The organism is Mycobacterium sp., from assembly GCF_050700595.1.
Classification (GTDB): Bacteria; Actinomycetota; Actinomycetes; order Mycobacteriales; family Mycobacteriaceae; genus Mycobacterium.
The window spans coordinates 1-18,502 of the sequence record NZ_JBOHHI010000006.1 but is presented as its reverse complement, the minus strand read 5'-3'; the positions used below and the strand labels follow the sequence as shown (position 1 = coordinate 18,502).

Here is an 18,502-nt window from a genome sequence, read left to right as displayed (position 1 = left end):
CAGGTGTCGGTCGCCCAATCCTCGCAGCCCCCGGTTTCGCGCGCCCGCAACAGATGAAGCTCCCCGACGGCGGCAAGCCGCTGCCCCGCGGCCTGGTTCTCGGCCCGTGAGGCCGCACACATGCGGTCCAGCAACACCCCGGCAGCAGTTACTTCGAACATATTTTCGATTATGCCAGAGGTGGCCGACCCCGCCACTCAGGTAAGACTGCGCGGTCCCGACGTCTCTCCCTCGTCAGGACCGCGCAGAGTCCGCGGGCGCTAGCGTGCCCACACCCCGGCCGCCCGGTGATCGGCGGCCGCGACGTCGTCGGCGCCGTCGCGTACGGCGTTTCCGAGATGCACCAGGATTTCGTTCAGCGCGGTGGCCGCTTGGTGCCATTTCAGCTGTTCGATGCAGTAGGCGGCGCCGGCTTCGCGGGTCCACAGCTCCTGCAACGGCGCGACCTGCGACCTCAGCTCCTGCAACGCGGCGTTGAAACGGGCCGACGTGGTGTGGATTTCCTGGCGGACGGCGAACTCGATTTCGCCGAAGTTGTACGACAGCACGGGGTCCATGGGGTCACAGCTTCCCGCCGGCCGCGGAGATGCGGTGCGCGTGGTTGTCGGCCGCCTCCCGCAGCGCGGCCTCGTTGTACCGGATGGTCTCGGCGATGCCGTGCAGGGCGTGGTGCAGTTTCATCGACTCGGCGTTCCAGCGATCCACCACTTCCCGGAAGCGGGCGGCTGCAGCGCCGCCCCACACCGACGGCGGCACACTGCTGATGCGGCCGATGAAGGCCTGCAGCATCGCCCGGATCTCCCCATTGCGGCTGTCGGTCGCGGCCGCCACTGAACGCATCAGGTCGAGGTCGGTGCTCAGCGGGTTGGTCACTTCCTTACGACTGCAGTGGACTTGGTTTGGTTCCCGCATATGCCACTAGCCATTCTGGTGGCGACCCGCTGCGCCCGGCTTCGCCGCGCTTGCGATCGCCACTAACCGACCGCGCGTGCCGACCGTACTGCCAGTTCGCAGGCCTCGCGTACCGCATTGTCGTCGCCGGGCCGGCTCTGACACCCGATGCCGATCCGTACCGCCCGGTCGAGCACGACGGCCCAGCGGATGTCGTGTCCGGCACGCACTTCGCGGTAGGTCACCGCCGGCCGGCTCGCGCTGGATCCGGATGGATTGAAGTCGACGAACACGCCGGGCGGCTCAGCGTCGATCGCATGTTTCAGCGACTCGGCGGCATCGGCCAACGTCTGGGCCACGACCGGTGACTGCGTGACATGCAGCGCCACTTGCGGATCCGACGGCGACGTGACCTGCACCCGCCTCGAACCGGGCCCGACGATCACTCGCTGAGTCGGCCAGTGTGCCGGCACCTCCACCGCGACGCGGCCCTCCACCAGAAACGTCGTCGGCGTCCGGTCGGCCGCCGGTGCCCCGTGCCGGCCGAACGGGTTCGCCCAGACCGCCGCCGCGATCAGCACAGCAAGCAAGAGAAGTGCCCAGTGGCGACGACGGGTGGTATCGACGGACGGTGGCTCCGTATTCTCCTCACCCGAAACCGCAGCCGTGGCGAGCCGACGCAGCCGGGCGTCGTCGACGATGACGACAGCCCGGTCGGCGCCGCTCCGCAACAGATCGGCGATCATCGCGGCCAACGCGCCCGCCCCGCCGACCCCGACCGGCGCGTCGATCAGCACCGCTGCGCCCGACGCCGCTGTCATCGCGGCGATTGCCTGCATCACTGCCCCGGCGACGGCGCCTGGTTCGCCGCGGCGAGGTTTGGCCACCACCGCCGTGGTGCCGGTGACCACCACGATGCGGTCGGTGATCTCCACTATCACCGACGCCGATGCTGCTTCCGCCGGCGTTGCCCGCGCCAGTAGCCATGACCGCGGCCGCATCTCGACCCGGTCGGCCACGTCGCGCGCGGCCGCGCCGACCCGCTCGACGCGGGTAGCTGCCCACCACGACGGGTGGATGAGGATCAAGCGACCCTGGCAGCCCATCGACTGCAGCACGGCGCGCAGCAGCGCGTCGACGGAAACCGGGCGGGCGTCGACCAGCGCAACCGGATCGTCGATGCCGTCCACGGCTGCCGTCACCAGTTCTGGGTCAACGAGCGACGCTTCGCCGCAGGTTAATTGGCGGATCGTAGCCGGGCCGGCCTCGATCACGGTGCTGCGGGGGCTCATGGCGGCGGGCTCCAGGCCACCTGCACCAGTTGTCGGTTGCCGCCGCGGGTGATCAGCACGCCGCGACCGGGCGGTAGTGGTGATGCAGGCACGCAGCCGAACAGCGGGCCGTCCTCGGGGCTGGCGCTCATCATCAGCCCCAGGCAGCCGAAATCGCGCAGCTCGACAAGCAGCGGCTCGAACATGGCGCGCGCGGCGCCGCCGCTGCGTCGCGCCACCAGCAGGTGCAGGCCGAGGTCGCCGGCAAGCGGCAGGTATTCGGTGATAGCTGCCAGCGGATTACCGGAGGCGGTGGCGACCAGGTCGTAATCGTCAACGACGACATAGAGGTCCGGTCCGGTCCACCAAGACCTGTCCCGTAGTTGCTGCTGGGTGAGCCGGGCGGGAGGCATCCGGTTGCGTAACAGGTCCAGTAGGTCGCCCAGCAGCGCATCGACCGCGGCCACCGACATCGCATAGCCGCCAAGGTGTTCGGATTCGACGACCCCGAGCAGCGTGCGACGGAAATCGACGACGAACAGTTTCGCCTGCTCGGCAGTCGCACTCCGCATGATCTCGCGGCACACCGTACGCAGCGCGCTCGTCTTGCCGCATTCGTTGCCGCCGACGATCAGCAAGTGTGAATACTGCTCGAAATCGATTGTCACCGTACGTAGCTCGGCTTCCTCGAGTCCGAGCAAAATGCCGGTGTCGGTCGCTTCCTCGATCAGAGCGTCATGGTCGACATGGGTGGGTAGCAGCGGGATCGGGGGTGCACTATATCCGCCATAGTGGTGCTGTGAGGCGACACCGTCCAACCGGGGCAGCGCGACGATCATGTGCAGCCCGTCGCGGGAGAGGCCGCGACCCGGCTGACCTTCGGGCACCAGCCGGGCCCGCCGCCGGTCGAACTCCGAGTCGGCCGGATCGCCCAGCCGCAATTCGATGCGGGTCCCGATCTGGTCCCTCAACGCGGGCCGCAGTTCGGCCCACCGCGCCGCCGACACCACCACATGTACGCCGAATGAAAGCCCCTGGGCCGCAAGCGTGGTAATCGGCGCCTCCAGCGCTTCGAACTCATCACACAGTCCGGCCCAGCCGTCGACTACCAGAAGAACGTCGCCGAACCGATCGCACGCGGGGTCACTTTGCGCTTGGAGTCGCCGATACTGAGCAATCGAGTCAATGCCATGGCGACGGAAGGCGGCCTCCCGGGACCGGATGAGCGACTGCAGTTCGGCGATCGTCCGGCCGGCCAGTTCGGGCTCGGTTCTCGTCGCGACCGATCCGACGTGCGGCCACGACCCCAACGAAGTGAGTGCACCGCCACCGAAATCCAAACAGTAGAACTGCAGCCGGCTCGGGGCGTGGGTGGCGGCCAGCGCGGTGATCAGCGTGCGCAGCGCCGTCGATTTGCCCGACTGCGGTGCACCGACTACCGCGACGTTGCCGGCCGATCCGGACAGGTCGACGGTCAACGCCGTGCGACGCTGCTCAAATGGGCGGTCGACGACACCGATCGGAACCGCCAAGTCGGCTCCTGCCTCGCCCAGCAGACTGTCGAGTGCCGGCGCCGACCCGAGCGGCGGCAGCCATATCCGGTGCGCCGGCGGACCGGATCCGGACACCCGGTCCACGACCGTTTGCAGGACACTGCGCCGGGCGATGGCGTCGGCTTCGGTGCTGCGGGCGAACGTGACGGGGCCGGCGGGTGCGATGGTGAACCGCCGAATCGGCGGCCCGGTGTTGTCGTGGCGCGGCGCGGTGCGAACCGACTGCCGGGCGGCCGGGCACGGCCCCGAGACGTGGGCGGTCTGGAAGCGGATCGACTCGCCCGTTCCGGTCCGCAGGTAGCCGGCCCCCGGTACGTTGGGCAGTTCGTAGGCGTCGGATGTGCCCAGCACTATCCGTGATTCGCCTGCGCACAGTGTTTTCAGGCACACCCGATAGGACAGGTGTGATTCGAGTCCACGCAGCCTGCCCTCGTCCAGTCGCTGACTGGCCAGCAGCAGATGCATACCCAGAGACCGGCCGAGCCGGCCGATCGCCACGAAGACGTCGGCGAAATCCGGGTGCTGGCTGAGCAGTTCGGAGAACTCGTCGACGATGACGAGCAGGGTGGCCAACGGCGGCAATTGCGCGCCCGCTCGCCGTGCATCCTGGTAGGCGGCCACATTCTCGAGGTTGCCTGCCGTCCGCAGCAGGCCCTGGCGACGCGTCATCTCGCCGGTCAGGGCCTCGCGCATCCGGGCGACCAGCGGCGCCTCCTCGGCGAGGTTGGTGATGACCGCGGCGACGTGCGGCGCCCGCTCCAGGTCGAGGAAGGTCGCCCCACCCTTGAAGTCCACCAGCACCAAGTTGAGCGCTTCCGGTGAGTGCCGCGCGATCATGCCCAGCACGACGGTGCGCAAGAATTCCGATTTACCCGACCCGGTCGCGCCGACGCACAGCCCGTGCGGGCCCATCCCGCTCTCGGCGGCCTCCTTGATATCGAGTTCCACCGGTGCGCCGGCGATCGTTGTGCCGATCGGGACACGAAGCCGCCCGGGCCGGCTGGCGCGCTGCCACAACGCAGTCGGCACGAAGACGGCGGGATCGCCGATGCCCGCCAGATCCTGCCAGCGTTGCCCGCCCGCGCGCGTCGCGTGCACGGCGTCCCGCCCGTCGGCATGGTAAGCGGCCAGTCTCCGCGCACATACCGACGCGGCGGTCAAACTCATCCGGTCCGGGCGGGCGAACACTTCGTCTCCGGCCGCCAGCCGGTCAGCGCTCACCCGCAGCCGCACCCCTTCGGCGGCCGCGAGGTCGTCGCAGCCGGTGCCGGCCTCCAGAATCGTCACGCCCGCGATCCCACGTCCGGCCAGGACACGCTCAGCACCGTCGACAACGTCGCCGTCGACGACGATCACCAGCTCGGGCGGCGTCTCGCCGGGCGCACGATCGAACAGCAGGCCGCCGAGCGCCGTCTCGGCCACGGCCAGTGTCGGGTAGACCATGCGGGCAGCACCCAAATCGTCGGTGGCGCCGGGATGCTGGTTGTGCGGCAACCATTTCAGCCAGTCCCAGTGCGCGCGGCTGGTTTCACTGATCGCGCCGACGATCAGCACCCTGGCGGGGCTGTGCAGTACGGCCAGCTGGCAGATCATCGCGCGGAGGAGGCCGCGGGCATGCGCAGTGTTGCCGGCGATCGTCACCGCAGGCGAGTTACGCAGCGCGATCGCGATGGGCACGTCCGGGATCGTCGAATGGGTCTGGAGGAACCGCCGCAACGCCGTCGCGGTAAGCGGGTCCAACTGGTCCGCCGGCCCGAGGTGAGGGGCTACCAGCCGGGTGGCAAGTCGCTGCGTTCCGGCCCCGACCCGCACATGGCAGAAGTCGGAGTCCGCCGATCGTCGCTCCCACATTCGGCTGCCGCCGACCAATGTCCACAGCGCATCCGGCTCAGGATGGCACCAGGTGACGGACAAGCGTTGTGCCGCAGCAGTCTTCGTGGCAGTGCCACGCAGCTCGGCCAGATAACCAAGGTAGTCGTCGCGCACGGTGTCGATCTCCGCGCGCCGCCGGTCCCGAGCGTTCACTGCGCTGATCACCGCCGAAACCAGCATCAGCAACGGAAACGCCACGAACATCGGATTGCGCGCCATATCCGACCGCGATGCAAGAACCACCGCCGCCATGCCCACCGTCGCGGCCGCCATCAGGATCGGCACCAGCCGACCCATCGGGCTGGTCCGCGCCGGTTGTCGCACACCCCGCGGCGCCGCAACCGTGATGTCCGCGGTCGCGAACTCAGGCGGCGGTAGGCGCGGTCCCGGCAGGAAACCGGCAGTTGAAGAACCGCTGTCCATTTCGGATTCGCACCGTAGGCAGCGCGGCTACCCGCCGCAAGTCAGCTGTGGATCGGCGCACACGCCCAGAGCCGTAACCAGCTAACGTGCCGAGATCAGCGTTCCCGCCGGCGAAGGGAGGCAGCGGTGCCGGAGGTCCGCCGAGTGTCGGTGTATGCCGACGATGTCCATGTCGACCTGGCACTGCCGTCGGAGGTGCCGGTCGGATCGCTGATACCGCCGATCGTGGACATAGTGGCCGCGCAGCGTGGTCGGGGCGGGACGCCGGAGCCAGCGTGCTATCGATTGTGCACTGTCGACCAGACCCCGCTGGACGCTTCGGAAACGTTGTCACAGCAGGGTATCCGGGACGGCACCTTGCTCGTTCTCAGCGCGTCGTCGACGCCGTTACCGCCGCTGCGCTTCGACGACGACGCCGACGCGGTCTCGACGTCACTGGCGGGGATGCGGTCGCGCACGTCGCGTTCTGGTCGGCTCACCGGCGCGCTGACAGCGGCCTGGCTGGCCGGTGTCGGCGTGTTGGTTACGATCCGTATTGCATACTGTGCCAACGATGTCCGATATATCAGCGGAGCCGTCGGTGTTCTCGCCGCCGCGGCCTGTATCGCATTGTTGGCGGGAATCATTGCCTCCCGCGGTTTCCGGGACGACATCGCCGGGTTGACGCTGGGTCTGCTGGCTACCGGGTTCGCCGCAGCTGCCGGCTTGCTGGCGGTTCCCGGTGGTCCGGGCGCACCGAACGCGTTGCTTGCCGCGACGGCCGCCGCCACCACGGCGGTGCTTGCTCTGCGGGCTATCGGCTGTGGCACGGCCACCTTCACCGCAATAGGCTGCTTCGCGGTGGTTGCGGCAGTTGTCGCGCTGGTGGCTGTGGTGGGGGCTGCGCCGCTGCGGGCCATCGGCGCGGTGTGTGCGGCGCTATCTTTGGGCCTGATCGAGGTGTCGGCGCGGATGTCGATCCTGCTGGCCGGGTTGTCCCCGCAACTGACGGTGGAGGCCGCTGCCGATCGGCCGGCGGCCGCTTCGGCGGGCCTGCCGGCCAAAGCGATGCGGGCCGATGCCTGGCTGACCGGCCTAGTCGCCGCATTCTCCGCCTCGGCAGCGCTTGGAGCGATCGGCACGCTGATCGCGGTGTGCTCCACGGGAGGGTCACGTGTCGCCGGCGTCGTGTTCGCGACGATAACCGGTGCGGTATTGCTGGCACGGTCACGCTCGCATCCGGATCTGGCGAGAGCGGTGACACTCACCGTGACCGGAACAGCCGCTCTCAGCGGTAGTTTCGTGGCCGCGGCGACCGCCGCTGCGGGAATCCTGCTGTGGATCGCTGTGGCGACGGCGGCCCTGACCGCCGGGACGGTGTCGTTGGGCTTCATTACCCCGGCGGTGACCTGGTCCCCTGTCACGCGGCGAAGTGTCGAGTTGGCGGAGGGTTTCGCGGTGGCCGCGATCGTGCCGCTGGCCTGCTGGATCTGCGGCCTCTACGGCGCTGCCCGCGGCCTGCGCCTGCTATGAATCGGCGGACGTCGCGGGTACCGCGGTGCGGCGCGGCGCTGCTGCTTGTCGCGCTGTCCGCGGGTGTCCCGTCGGCGCACGCGGTCGCGCCGCCGCCGATCGACGACAGCCTGTTGCCCCACCCGGCGCTGCCCGCGCCACCGCAGCGCACCGTCCAGCGCGAGACGTGTGCGGTGGGATCGATGGATCCCGGCGCAGGCGGCCAACTGGATGGGCTTGACCTACCGCGCGTCTGGCAGCTCACCCGCGGCTCGGGTCAGCGGGTCGCGATCATCGACACCGGCGTCTCGCGGCATCCCCGACTGCCGGAGACAGCGGCCGGCGGCGACTACGTGTCCATCGGCGACGGCAGTCAGGATTGCGATGGACACGGCACCGCGGTGGCCGGAATCATCGCTGCGGCGCCCGACCCGAAGGACGGTTTCAGCGGCGTTGCACCAGATGTCAGGTTGATCAGTATTCGGCAGGCCAGCACCAAGTTCGACGCCGCGGCCGACCCATCCGGCACCGGGTTCGGCGATGTCGACACCATGGCGAAAGCCGTGCGCACCGCGGCCGATCTCGGGGCGTCGGTGATCAACATCTCCTCGGTGGCCTGCGTCCCGGTCGAGTCCGGGCTCGACGACCGCGCCCTGGGCGCTGCGCTGGCCTACGCGGTCGACGTCAAGAACGCCGTCGTGGTCGCCGCCGCCGGCAACACCGGTGGGCCCGGGCAGTGCCCGGCGCAGCGTCCCGAACAGGCCGGGGAAATTGCGACGGTCGCGGTGAGCCCGGCCTGGTACGACGACTACGTCTTGACGGTCGGCTCGGTGAACGCACAAGGTGCGCCGTCGACGTTCACTCTCGCTGGACCGTGGGTAGACGTGGCCGCACCCGGCGAGGCGGTGGTGTCACTGTCCCTGTCCGGCGACGGAATGGTCAACGCACTTGGCGGAAAGGGTGATTCGACGCCACTGTCGGGCACCAGTTACGCCGCACCGGTCGTCAGCGGGCTGGTGGCGCTGGTCCGATCGCGGTTCTCGACCCTGACTCCCCGGCAAGTGATGCAGCGCATCGAGGCCACGGCGCATCATCCGCCCGCTGGCTGGGATCCGTTCGTCGGCAACGGTGTTGTCGACATGCCGGCCGCGGTCAGCACCGACGCACTTGCCGGCCCCGCCCCCGGGCCACCCGGCACCGCGGTGCCGATCACACCGGCGCCATCGGCCGCCGCGCCGCCGGACCGTGGCGCCCACGTCACCGCGTACACCGGCGCGGCGGTCTGCCTGACGGCGCTTGCGGTGGCGCTGATCACCGGCCTGGTGACGGCCCGGCTACGGCGGGTCCGTCCGCAACCGGACTCCGGCGCCGCCGGCGGTGACGGTGTCCCGGGCGACTGACGCGTTTGCCCTGGAAAGTTCCGGCCCCGGCGGCAGCGTGGCCAACACCGGCCACGGCGCCGGCACAGCCGTCGGCGGCAGCCCGAGGTCGTGCGCCGCGGCGTCGTCGTGGACGGCGAACCGCACCCCGGTGTCGGTCACCACATATCGGGTGCCGGCGCCCGCGTTGTCGCCGGACAGGCCGGCGGACCGTACATAGACGCTGCGACCGGGCGGAACGTAGACGGCGTCAACGGCCGGGCCGTCTCCGTCCGCCTGGGTCAACGTCACCGGTGTCTCGCCACGGGGAACGGTCAAACCACCGACCATGACCGCGACGTCGGCGCTGCCGGACGGCGCTGGCGCCCACCGCACACACAGCGTCGTATCGCCGGCAGCCAGCGGCGCCGAGACCCGGTCGGGAAACGTCGACACCGGCAATTCGGTCGCCGTGGCACTGGCGCGGATGAGGTCGGGTGCCACCGCGATGATGGTGCGGGTGCCGTGTGAGTCGGTCAGGCGCAGGAGATCTGCGGAGACCTGGCCGACGCGCTGAACGCCGCCGCTGAGTACGACGTAATACTCGTCGCCGCCGGCGCGGTTCAACCGCAGCACGCTGCCGACCGGGAATCCGGACAGTGCTGCCGGTCCGCGGCCACCCGCGCCGCGGACCCGTGGCGCGGTGATCGGCGGCGACTCCGGGATTGCATTGAGCAGCGCGCGCGAAACAAGCCTGGGCAGCTGGCCATCGGCTCGCAGCGCGCCCACCACCGCGGAGTCGGCGAGGTTCACCAGCGCTCGGCGTCCGCCGTAGAGCAGGTAGGTCGATGCGCCCGAGTCCGGTGTGACCAGCACGGTCTGGTCCGGGGTCAGGCGACGCGCCGTCGGCCCCTCGACGGAACCGACGACGACCGTCGTCGTCGGCGTTGTGTTGTGATCGCTGTCACAGACCGCCCATCGTGCTTCGTCACCGGACAGGGGCTCGGGCAACGATTGCGGAGCGCCCGGTATACCGAGCAACGGACCACGTTTGGTGCGGCTCAATTCCGATTCGGCGATCGGCTGGGGGTTGCTGTCGGTCGCCGCGATCAACCTGGCCGAGGCCAGGTTCAGCACCGGATGCAGGGTTTCGCCCACTCGGACGTAGAGCGCGCCGGACTGCTCGCCCATCACAATCGGCGCATTTCCCAACGATGCGTGCGGGCGCAGCACCGCAACCACCACGCACCCGATAGCAACGATGACCGCTACCAGCGACCCGGCCATCAGCGACCGCGCCGGCGCGCGGACCCGCTCGTCGGCGCCCGCGTCGTCCCTGCGCAACAGCGCGCATTCGATGCGGTGCAGCAAAAACCGGTACCCGCTGACGTGCCGCCAGGTGGCCGGTTGCCGTGCCATTGACCTCACGGTATGCCACCTACCCCGGGTCGGTACGCCGTCAATCCACAGCCGTCGAAATGGCGATTCGGCCGGCTACCGGTAATATCGTTTCGGTGCATAACCACCCAAAGCTTGTGCAGGTTGCCGCCGCGATGCTGGCCGCCGGCGCCCTGCTAGTCGCCCCCAGCACCGTTCCGGCAGGTGTCCCGTCGGCCGCCGCCACCGACTGCCCCGACGTCGAGGTGATCTTCGCCCGCGGCACCGGCGAGAAGGCCGGCCTCGGGCGGGTCGGCGATTCCCTGGTCGACGCGCTGCGCCAGGACACCGGCCTGAACATCGACGCCTACGGGGTCAACTACCCCGCCGGGAAACTCCAGCTCGGCGGTGGCGACGGCGCGAACGACACCATTAACCGGGTCAAGAACGCGGCGCAGCAGTGCCCGGACACCAAGATCGTGCTGGGTGGGTACTCGCAGGGCGCGTCGGTGATCGACATCGTCGCCGGAGTGCCGGTGGGCGGGGTGACCTGGGGTAGTTCGCTGCCGGCCCAGTACGTCGACAACATCGCGGCGGTTGCCACGTTCGGCAATATCGCCGATCGGTCGGGCAGCCCGCTTTCCAAACAGAGCGCCCTGTTGGGATCGAAGGCCATCGACCTGTGCAACCCCGGCGACCCGATCTGTCACGCCGGTCCCGGCAACGAGTGGAAGGACCACACCGACGGCTACGTGCCGGTCTACACCACCCAGGCGGCCAGTTTCATCGCCAGCAGGCTCATGACGGGCCAGCAACATTTGCAACCCGACGTGCATATCAATTAGGGCGGCTAATATCGTGCGGTGAGCACACTGCGGACACCTCGGCGGCGGCCGGTCAGTTCCGGTTGTCGCACGGGCGCCGCAAAGCGCGTGGCCGGCCTCGCCGCAGTGTTGCTCGCGGTCATGGGATTCGGGACCACGCCCATTGCGGCGGCTCCAGCCGCGTGGGCGGCGTCGTGCCCGGATGCCCAGGTGGTGTTCGCCCGGGGCCGTCTGGAGCCGCCCGGTGCCGGCCAGATCGGCACCGCGCTCGTCAGCGCGCTGCGCTCCAGGCAGCCGGGCAAGAACATCGGCCTGTACGCGGTCAACTATGCCGCGAACACCGATGTTCAGCGGGGCGCCAACGATATGAGCAATCACCTGCAATACATGGTCGACAACTGCCCCGACACCCGACTCGTTCCCGGCGGCTACTCGCTCGGTGCGGCAGTCACCGACGTGGTGCTCGCAGTTCCCGTCGCCGGATTCGGCTTCACGAATCCCCTGCCGGAGGGCACCGATGGGCATGTCGCCGCGGTCACGCTGTTCGGCAACGGGACCCAATGGGTGGGGCCCATCAGCGCCTTCAACCCGATCTACCGCGACCGGACCATCGAGTTGTGTCACGGCGCCGACCCGATCTGTAACCCGGCCGACCCAAAAACCTGGCGAACCAACTGGCCCGAACATATGGCCGGCGCCTACATCCAGGCCGGCCTGGTTAATCAGGCCGCAGATTTCGTTGCGGGAAGGCTTTAGCGGCGGGTCGCCACTAACTCGGGTCGTCCAGGCTGCGCAGATCGCGCGTGACGGCCATCCGCGATCGCAGTTGGTCGTCGGGCGGGTAATCCACCCCGATCAGCGTCAAACCCCGCGCCGGTGCCGCCGCGAAGTCACTGGATCGTTGTGTGCGGGTGAGCAAATCGCGGCACCACGCTGCGCTGCGTCGATGCTCGCCGACCGCCAGCAACGCACCCACCAACGACCGCACCATCGACCAGCAGAACGCGTCGGCGGTGACGTGAGCGGTGACCAGATCGCCGTCGCGGGACCAGTCCAGCCGCTGCAGGTCGCGAATCGTGGTGGCGCCGTCTCGGTGACGGCAGAACGCGGCGAAGTCGTGCAGCCCCACCAGATCCCGCGACGCCGCCGCCATCGCGTCCACATCCAGGCCACGCAGCCAGCCGGTCACATATCGGGCCTGGTGTGGCTCCACCCCATAGGGGGCGGTCGAAAGCCGGTAGACGTAGTGCCGGCGCAGCGCCGAGAACCGGGCGTCGAAACCGGCCGGCGCGCGGACGATCCGGCGGATCCGGACGTCGGCGGGCAGAAATCGGCCGAGGCGCCTCAGTAGCGCCAGGAACTCGGGGTCGTCCCCGCGTGGCGACCGCGAATAGGCATTGGGCAGCGCGCTGACCGGGATGTCGGCATGGGCAACCTGACCGGTGGCATGCACGCCGGTGTCGGTACGCCCGGCCGCGTGTAACCGCACCGGTGTGCGGAACACCGTCGACAGCGCTTCGTCGAGAACGCCGGCGACGGTGCGTCGACCGGCCTGGGTGGCCCAGCCTGCGAATTCCGTTCCATCGTAGGCGATATCGAAGCGGAGACGAACGGGCCCGTCATCTTCAGGACTGGTCGGAGTCAGCCTCGGTTTCCTCCGCCTCGGGTTGGGCTTCAGCGGCGCCCGCCTCGTCGGTCACGACCTCGTCGGTCACGACCTCGTCGACATCAGGACCCACTGTCGCCTCGGGTTCGACCGCGGCCTGCGGTGCCGCTGCCCGACGGGCCCGGTTCGCCTCCGAGGTCACGGTCTTCTCCTGCACCAGCTCGATGACCGCCATCGGGGCGTTATCGCCCTTGCGCGCCTCGACTTTGATGATGCGCGTATAGCCGCCGTTGCGGTCGGCGAAGTGCGGCCCGATCTCGGCGAACAGCGTGTGCACCACGTCCTTGTCGCGGATCTTCTTGAGCACCTCACGCCGATTGTGCAGCGTGCCCTTCTTGGCGTGGGTGATCAGCTTCTCGGCATAGGGCCGCAGCGCCCGCGCCTTGGGCTCGGTGGTCTTGATCCGGCCGTGCTCGAACAGCGACGTGGCCAGGTTGGCCAGAATCGCCTTCTGGTGCGACGACGACCCGCCAAGTCGACGGCCCTTGGTGGGCTTGGGCATTGCTCACTCCTCGGTTGATGCAGCAGTCGTTAGAGCTGTTCGGTTTCGGCGTAGTCCTGGTCGTCGTAGCCGCCCTCGCTGGACCAGGTGCCGGTGGCGACGTCGTAGCCTGCGACCTCCGACGGGTCGAAGTGCGCCGGGCTGTCTTTGAGCGACAGACCCAGCTGGTGCAGCTTGACTTTCACCTCGTCGATGGACTTCTGACCGAAGTTACGGATGTCAAGCAGGTCGGACTCGGTCCGCGACACCAACTCGCCGACGGTGTGCACACCCTCACGCTTGAGGCAGTTGTACGACCGCACGGTCAGATCCAGGTCGTCGATCGGCAGCGCGAACGAGGCGATGTGGTCCGCCTCGGCCGGCGACGGCCCGATCTCGATGCCCTCGGCTTCGACGTTGAGTTCACGTGCCAGCCCGAACAATTCGACCAGCGTCTTACCCGCCGATGCCAACGCGTCGCGCGGGGTGATCGAACTCTTGGTCTCCACGTCGAGGACCAGCTTGTCGAAGTCGGTGCGCTGCTCGACACGGGTGGCGTCCACCTTGTAGGTGACCTTGAGCACCGGCGAGTAGATGGAATCGACGGGGATCCGGCCGATTTCAGCGCCAGACGCCTTGTTCTGCACGGCCGGGACGTAGCCGCGGCCACGCTCGACGACGAGCTCGACCTCGAGCTTGCCCTTGTCGTTCAGCGTCGCAATATGCATGTCGGGGTTGTGCACGGCGACGCCGGCCGGTGGCACGATATCCCCGGCGGTGACCTCACCCGGGCCCTGCTTGCGCAGGTACATCGTCACCGGCTCGTCCTCCTCCGAGGACACCACCAGGCTCTTGAGGTTCAGGATGATGTCGGTGACATCTTCCTTGACACCGGGAACGGTGGTGAACTCGTGCAGCACGCCGTCGATGCGGATGCTGGTGACCGCGGCGCCCGGGATCGACGACAGCAGCGTGCGCCGCAGTGAATTGCCCAGCGTATAACCGAATCCCGGTTCCAACGGCTCGATGACGAACTGCGAGCGGCTGTCGTTGACGGTCTCTTCGGACAATGTGGGTCGCTGTGAGATCAGCATGTGTTTCTCTATCTCCTTCTCGGCACCCGCTATTTGATGCCGCTTGGGTCCCGCGCCCGGTGAGCGGGCACAGGGGCGGGAGTTCTACTTCGAGTAGAACTCGACGATCAGCTGCTCGGTGAGCGGGATGTCGATTTGTGCTCGCTCCGGCAGTTGGTGGATCAGGATGCGTTGACGCTCGCCGACCACCTGCAGCCAGCTCGGGATCGGACGGTCGCCGGCAGTTTCGCGTGCGATCTGGAACGGCAGCGTGTTCAGCGACTTGTCCCGCACATCGACGATGTCGTACTGGGAAACCCGGTAGCTGGGCACGTCGACCTTCACGCCGTTGACGGTGAAGTGGCCGTGGGTGACCAGTTGGCGGGCCATCCGGCGGGTCCGGGCCAGCCCGGCACGGTAGACCACGTTGTCCAGCCTGCTCTCCAGGATCCGCAACAGCTCCTCGCCGCTCTTGCCGCCGCGGCGAACGGCCTCTTCGTAGTAGCGGCGAAACTGCTTCTCCATCACGCCGTAGGTGAAGCGCGCCTTCTGCTTCTCCTGCAGCTGCAGCAGGTACTCGCTTTCCTTGATGCGGGCGCGGCCGTGTTGCCCGGGCGGGTACGGACGCTTCTCGAAGGCCTGGTCACCTCCGACGAGGTCGGTGCGGAGCCGACGCGATTTCCGGGTGACGGGTCCGGTGTAACGAGCCATGGGTTGTTCTCTCCTCCTAGACCCGGCGGCGCTTGGGGGGACGAACGCCGTTATGCGGCTGCGGGGTGACGTCGGAGATCGCGCCGACCTCCAGGCCGGCGGCCTGCAACGACCGGATCGCGGTCTCCCGCCCCGAGCCGGGGCCCTTCACGAACACGTCGACCTTGCGGACACCGTGCTCCTGGGCTTTGCGTGCGGCGTTCTCGGCGGCCAGCTGCGCGGCGAACGGGGTCGACTTGCGGGATCCCTTGAAGCCGACGTGGCCCGAAGACGCCCACGCGATCACATTGCCCTGCGGGTCGGTGATCGTCACGATCGTGTTGTTGAACGTGCTCTTGATGTGGGCAGCGCCGTGCGGAACGTTCTTCTTTTCCCGCCGGCGGGTCTTCTGACCCTTCTTCGACGATCCGGTCGCCGCTTTCTTCGGTGGCATCGGTTACCTGGCCTTCTTCTTGCCCGCGATGGTGCGCTTGGGGCCCTTTCGGGTACGCGCATTGGTCTTGGTCCGCTGGCCACGCACCGGCATGCCCCGGCGGTGCCGTAAGCCCTGGTAGCAGCCGATCTCGATCTTGCGACGAATGTCGGCCTGGACCTCGCGCCGCAGATCACCCTCGATCCTCAGGTTGGCTTCGATGTAGTCGCGCAGCTTCGCCAGCTGTTCTTCGGTGAGATCCTTGGTGCGCAGATCCCGGTCGATGCCGGTAGCGGCCAGGATCTCGTTCGAACGGGTCCGGCCAACCCCGTAGATATAGGTCAGGGCGATCTCCATCCGCTTATCGCGCGGCAGATCGACGCCGACGAGTCGAGCCATAGCTGGCCATCCTCTTTCTTCGCGGAGGTCTGGTCCCAGCCCGTTCCCGCCTGCTGGCGGGGCCCGGCCTCCGTTCCGGGCGTGGATGAGCGGCCTGTCCGCTCACTGGTACTGGGAGGTCTGCATTCAGTTGTGGGGCAGCTAACCCTGTCTTTGCTTGTGGCGCGGATCGGAGCAGATCACCATGACCCGCCCATGTCGACGGATCACCCTGCACTTGTCGCAGATCGGCTTGACGCTCGGGTTCACCTTCACGGCGTTGTCGGTCCTGTTCTCTCGTTCGGGAGTTTCGCTACTTGTAGCGGTACACGATGCGGCCCCGGGACAAGTCGTAGGGAGACAACTCCACCACCACCCGGTCCTCGGGCAGGATGCGGATGTAGTGCTGCCGCATCTTGCCGCTGATGTGGGCGAGCACCTTGTGGCCGTTTTCCAGCTCAATGCGAAACATCGCATTGGGCAGCGGCTCGACCACCCGGCCCTCGACCTCGATGGCACCGTCCTTTTTGGCCATAAGTTTGCCGCGATCCTCCGTCTGCTTGCCAGGTGCAGCACTGCACCGGCTTATGAACGTGAGCCGACACTCGGAAGTTCCGCGAATTGCTCAGAAAATTCCAAGACTGGGCACGCTGAGGAGCCGGCACAGAAACCGCACCGTTGTCCCACAGTACCTGCATCATTGCCCTGGGCCAAAACACGCGGCCGCCGCACCGGGGACGGAATACGATCCGGGGCCCGACGACTTGGAGCAACCATGACAAGTTCCGCAGCAAGCAAGCCCACCTCAGCCCCGTCGCTAGGCCGGTTCGGATCGTTCGGCCGCGGCGTCACCCCACAACAAGCCCGGGAAATCGAAGCGCTGGGATATGGCGCGGTCTGGGTGGGCGGTTCACCGCCCGCCGAGCTGGAATGGGTGGAACCCCTCCTCGAGCAGACCACGACGCTGCAGGTGGCGACCGGTATCGTCAATATCTGGTCGGCGCCGGCCAAGCCGGTCGCCGAGTCGTTTCACCGCATCGATCGGGCCTACCCGGGGCGTTTTCTGCTCGGTATCGGTGTTGGTCATCCCGAGGCTATCAGCGAATACCGCAAGCCCTACGACGCGCTGGTCGAGTACCTGGATCGGCTCGACGACTTGGGCGTACCCGCCGAGCGCCGGGTGGTGGCGGCGCTGGGTCCGCGGGTGCTGGGCCTGTCGGCACAACGCAGCGCCGGCGCCCATCCCTACCTGACCACTCCCGAGCACACCGCGCGCGCCCGCACACTGCTCGGGCCGTCGGCTTTTTTGGCGCCCGAGCATAAGGTGGTGCTGACCACCGATGTGGACGCCGCGCGGGCCGTCGGCCGCAAGGCGCTGGACATCTACTTCAACCTCGCCAACTACCTGACCAACTGGAAGCGGCTCGGATTCACCGACGACGACGTCACCCGGCCCGGCAGCGACCGCCTGGTCGACGCGCTCGTCGCCTACGGGACAGCCGACGCGATCGCCGCACGGCTGGGCGAACACCTCGAGGCCGGCGCCGACCACGTCGCTGTCCAGGTGCTGACCCGACCTGAGAAGCTGGTGCCGGCCCTCGCCGAGCTGGCCGGGCCGCTAGGACTGACCCAAGGAACGTAAATGACCGAGGCCGTTTCCCTCAAACCCGACCTGGGCCGATTCGGTGTCTGGTTGGGCACCCGCTCCATCACTGCCGACCTGGCCAAACAGATCGAATCGCTCGGCTACGGCGCGGTCTGGATCGGTGGATCACCCGACGCCGACCTGGCCTGGGTCGAGCCCGCGCTGGCGCAGACCACGTCTCTGCAACTGGCCACCGGGATCATCAATATCTGGTCGTCGCCGGCGGCGGCCGTGGCGGAGTCTTACCACCGCATCGAAAACGCTTACCCGGGACGGTTTCTGCTGGGAATCGGGGTCGGTCACCCCGAACACACCCAGCAGTACCGCAAACCCTACGACGCACTGGTCGGCTACCTCGACGAGCTCGACGCCGCGAACGTGCCGACCAGCCGGCGGGTACTCGCAGCGCTGGGTCCGAAGGTGCTCGCGCTGGCGGCCCAACGCAGCGCCGGTGCCCACCCGTATCTGACGACTCCCGTGCACACCGCACAGGCACGCGAGCTGGTGGGCCACACGGTGTTTCTGGCACCCGAGCACAAGGTTGTGTTGACCACCGACGCGGACGAGGCCCGCCGGATCGGCCGCGACAGCGTCGGCTTCTACCTGGGGCTGAGCAACTATGTGAACAACTGGCGCCGGCTGGGATTCACCGAGGGCGACGTGCGCAAGCCCGGCAGCGACAAGCTGATCGACGCGCTGGTGGCCCACGGCACCCCCGCCGCCGTCGCCGCCCGGCTGGGCGAACACCTGGATGCCGGCGCCGACCACGTGACGATCCAGGTGCTGGGCGGGCGCTACGAGGACATCCTGCTGCCCGTGCTCACCGAACTTGCCGCGGCACTGGGACTCAACCGGACCGGCTGAACCCTGTCCTCCTTTAGAGTTTGACCATGCGGCTGCTCGTCACCGGTGGGGCCGGGTTCATCGGCGCGAATTTCGTGCACAGCGCGGTGCGGGAGCATCCCGACGACGCCGTGACGGTGCTCGATGCGTTGACGTACGCCGGCAGTCGCGAGTCGTTGGCTCCCGTCGAAAACGCCATCCGGCTGGTGCAGGGTGATGTCACCGATGCCGAC

20 protein-coding genes are annotated in these 18,502 nt (G+C 68.2%); 7 read left to right on the top strand and 13 right to left on the bottom strand.

Annotation, left to right across the window (positions count from 1 at the left end):
* Positions 1–260: 260 nt before the first annotated feature.
* The 4 genes from ACRDTL_RS00300 to eccCa all read right to left on the bottom strand — a co-directional run bounded on the left by ACRDTL_RS00300 (position 261) and on the right by eccCa (position 6,010).
* Positions 261–557: a WXG100 family type VII secretion target gene (locus ACRDTL_RS00300; RefSeq protein ID WP_431504728.1), complete on the bottom strand. Its 297-nt coding sequence runs from the start codon at positions 555–557 to the stop codon at positions 261–263.
* A 4-nt stretch (positions 558–561) separates the two neighbouring features.
* Positions 562–912 (bottom strand): WXG100 family type VII secretion target, encoded by a 351-nt coding sequence (locus ACRDTL_RS00295; RefSeq protein ID WP_431504727.1) that lies wholly within the window; start codon positions 910–912, stop codon positions 562–564.
* 62 nt (positions 913–974) lie between these two features.
* A complete protein-coding gene (locus ACRDTL_RS00290; protein WP_431504726.1) occupies positions 975–2,183 on the bottom strand; it encodes a type VII secretion-associated protein in 1,209 nt (402 codons plus the stop codon).
* Entirely contained in the window at positions 2,180–6,010 is a 3,831-nt protein-coding gene (eccCa, locus tag ACRDTL_RS00285) for a type VII secretion protein EccCa (protein WP_431504725.1), read from the bottom strand. The genes ACRDTL_RS00290 and eccCa overlap by 4 nt, the downstream gene beginning before the upstream one ends.
* Positions 6,011–6,136: 126 nt before the next feature.
* On the opposite strand from eccCa, the gene eccD reads away from it, so the two are divergent.
* Positions 6,137–7,522, top strand: coding sequence for a type VII secretion integral membrane protein EccD (gene eccD, locus ACRDTL_RS00280; RefSeq protein ID WP_431504724.1), 1,386 nt, complete (start codon positions 6,137–6,139; stop codon positions 7,520–7,522).
* Entirely contained in the window at positions 7,519–8,901 is a 1,383-nt protein-coding gene (gene mycP, locus ACRDTL_RS00275; RefSeq protein WP_431504723.1) for a type VII secretion-associated serine protease mycosin, read from the top strand. The genes eccD and mycP overlap by 4 nt, the downstream gene beginning before the upstream one ends.
* On the opposite strand, the gene eccB is transcribed toward mycP, so the two are convergent.
* On the bottom strand, positions 8,836–10,278 hold the full coding sequence (gene eccB, locus ACRDTL_RS00270) for a type VII secretion protein EccB (protein WP_431504722.1): 1,443 nt from the start codon (positions 10,276–10,278) through the stop codon (positions 8,836–8,838). The two genes, mycP and eccB, sit on opposite strands and share 66 nt — an antisense overlap.
* Before the next feature lie 134 nt (positions 10,279–10,412).
* Here eccB and ACRDTL_RS00265 point away from each other — a divergent pair, with 134 nt between their 5' ends.
* Entirely contained in the window at positions 10,413–11,081 is a 669-nt protein-coding gene (locus ACRDTL_RS00265; RefSeq protein WP_431504731.1) for a cutinase family protein, read from the top strand.
* A gap of 120 nt (positions 11,082–11,201) precedes the next feature.
* Positions 11,202–11,816 (top strand): cutinase family protein, encoded by a 615-nt coding sequence (locus tag ACRDTL_RS00260; protein ID WP_431504730.1) that lies wholly within the window; start codon positions 11,202–11,204, stop codon positions 11,814–11,816.
* Between the two features lie 13 nt (positions 11,817–11,829).
* On the opposite strand, the gene truA is transcribed toward ACRDTL_RS00260, so the two are convergent.
* The 8 genes from truA to infA form a co-directional block, all read right to left on the bottom strand.
* On the bottom strand, positions 11,830–12,705 hold the full coding sequence (gene truA / locus ACRDTL_RS00255; RefSeq protein ID WP_431504729.1) for a tRNA pseudouridine(38-40) synthase TruA: 876 nt from the start codon (positions 12,703–12,705) through the stop codon (positions 11,830–11,832).
* Entirely contained in the window at positions 12,686–13,228 is a 543-nt protein-coding gene (rplQ, locus tag ACRDTL_RS00250) for a 50S ribosomal protein L17 (protein WP_431504721.1), read from the bottom strand. The genes truA and rplQ overlap by 20 nt, the downstream gene beginning before the upstream one ends.
* A gap of 29 nt (positions 13,229–13,257) precedes the next feature.
* Positions 13,258–14,301, bottom strand: coding sequence for a DNA-directed RNA polymerase subunit alpha (locus ACRDTL_RS00245; protein ID WP_431504720.1), 1,044 nt, complete (start codon positions 14,299–14,301; stop codon positions 13,258–13,260).
* 84 nt (positions 14,302–14,385) lie between these two features.
* Complete coding sequence (gene rpsD / locus ACRDTL_RS00240; protein WP_431504719.1) at positions 14,386–14,991, bottom strand: 30S ribosomal protein S4; 606 nt, start codon at positions 14,989–14,991, stop codon at positions 14,386–14,388.
* A gap of 16 nt (positions 14,992–15,007) precedes the next feature.
* The gene (gene rpsK / locus ACRDTL_RS00235) at positions 15,008–15,424 is read right to left on the bottom strand and encodes a 30S ribosomal protein S11 (protein WP_431504718.1); all 417 of its coding nucleotides are present in this window, start codon (positions 15,422–15,424) and stop codon (positions 15,008–15,010) included.
* 3 nt (positions 15,425–15,427) lie between these two features.
* Entirely contained in the window at positions 15,428–15,802 is a 375-nt protein-coding gene (rpsM, locus tag ACRDTL_RS00230; protein WP_431504717.1) for a 30S ribosomal protein S13, read from the bottom strand.
* A 141-nt stretch (positions 15,803–15,943) separates the two neighbouring features.
* On the bottom strand, positions 15,944–16,057 hold the full coding sequence (rpmJ, locus tag ACRDTL_RS00225; RefSeq protein ID WP_003879483.1) for a 50S ribosomal protein L36: 114 nt from the start codon (positions 16,055–16,057) through the stop codon (positions 15,944–15,946).
* Positions 16,058–16,094: 37 nt separating this feature from the next.
* Positions 16,095–16,316 (bottom strand): translation initiation factor IF-1, encoded by a 222-nt coding sequence (gene infA / locus ACRDTL_RS00220; protein WP_003418601.1) that lies wholly within the window; start codon positions 16,314–16,316, stop codon positions 16,095–16,097.
* Between the two features lie 240 nt (positions 16,317–16,556).
* Here infA and ACRDTL_RS00215 point away from each other — a divergent pair, with 240 nt between their 5' ends.
* The 3 genes from ACRDTL_RS00215 to ACRDTL_RS00205 form a co-directional block, all read left to right on the top strand.
* Complete coding sequence (locus ACRDTL_RS00215; RefSeq protein ID WP_431504716.1) at positions 16,557–17,423, top strand: LLM class F420-dependent oxidoreductase; 867 nt, start codon at positions 16,557–16,559, stop codon at positions 17,421–17,423.
* Entirely contained in the window at positions 17,424–18,290 is an 867-nt protein-coding gene (locus ACRDTL_RS00210) for an LLM class F420-dependent oxidoreductase (RefSeq protein WP_431504715.1), read from the top strand.
* Between the two features lie 26 nt (positions 18,291–18,316).
* Positions 18,317–18,502: NAD-dependent epimerase/dehydratase family protein (locus ACRDTL_RS00205; protein WP_431504714.1), on the top strand; the 186-nt coding region annotated here is incomplete at its 3' end.

What these genes read in the sequence shown, in the direction of transcription:
- ACRDTL_RS00290 (WP_431504726.1), bottom strand. Translation starts at nt 2,183, where the DNA reads ATGAGCCCCCGCAGCACCGTGATCGAGGCCGGCCCGGCTACGATCCGC.
- infA (WP_003418601.1), bottom strand. Translation starts at nt 16,316, where the DNA reads ATGGCCAAAAAGGACGGTGCCATCGAGGTCGAGGGCCGGGTGGTCGAG.
- rpsD (WP_431504719.1), bottom strand. Translation starts at nt 14,991, where the DNA reads ATGGCTCGTTACACCGGACCCGTCACCCGGAAATCGCGTCGGCTCCGC.
- rpsK (WP_431504718.1), bottom strand. Translation starts at nt 15,424, where the DNA reads ATGCCACCGAAGAAAGCGGCGACCGGATCGTCGAAGAAGGGTCAGAAG.
- ACRDTL_RS00210 (WP_431504715.1), top strand. Translation starts at nt 17,424, where the DNA reads ATGACCGAGGCCGTTTCCCTCAAACCCGACCTGGGCCGATTCGGTGTC.
- rplQ (WP_431504721.1), bottom strand. Translation starts at nt 13,228, where the DNA reads ATGCCCAAGCCCACCAAGGGCCGTCGACTTGGCGGGTCGTCGTCGCAC.
- ACRDTL_RS00245 (WP_431504720.1), bottom strand. Translation starts at nt 14,301, where the DNA reads ATGCTGATCTCACAGCGACCCACATTGTCCGAAGAGACCGTCAACGAC.
- ACRDTL_RS00300 (WP_431504728.1), bottom strand. Translation starts at nt 557, where the DNA reads ATGGACCCCGTGCTGTCGTACAACTTCGGCGAAATCGAGTTCGCCGTC.
- eccCa (WP_431504725.1), bottom strand. Translation starts at nt 6,010, where the DNA reads ATGGACAGCGGTTCTTCAACTGCCGGTTTCCTGCCGGGACCGCGCCTA.
- eccB (WP_431504722.1), bottom strand. Translation starts at nt 10,278, where the DNA reads ATGGCACGGCAACCGGCCACCTGGCGGCACGTCAGCGGGTACCGGTTT.
- mycP (WP_431504723.1), top strand. Translation starts at nt 7,519, where the DNA reads ATGAATCGGCGGACGTCGCGGGTACCGCGGTGCGGCGCGGCGCTGCTG.
- ACRDTL_RS00265 (WP_431504731.1), top strand. Translation starts at nt 10,413, where the DNA reads ATGCTGGCCGCCGGCGCCCTGCTAGTCGCCCCCAGCACCGTTCCGGCA.
- ACRDTL_RS00260 (WP_431504730.1), top strand. Translation starts at nt 11,202, where the DNA reads ATGGGATTCGGGACCACGCCCATTGCGGCGGCTCCAGCCGCGTGGGCG.
- ACRDTL_RS00295 (WP_431504727.1), bottom strand. Translation starts at nt 912, where the DNA reads ATGCGGGAACCAAACCAAGTCCACTGCAGTCGTAAGGAAGTGACCAAC.
- ACRDTL_RS00215 (WP_431504716.1), top strand. Translation starts at nt 16,557, where the DNA reads ATGACAAGTTCCGCAGCAAGCAAGCCCACCTCAGCCCCGTCGCTAGGC.
- rpsM (WP_431504717.1), bottom strand. Translation starts at nt 15,802, where the DNA reads ATGGCTCGACTCGTCGGCGTCGATCTGCCGCGCGATAAGCGGATGGAG.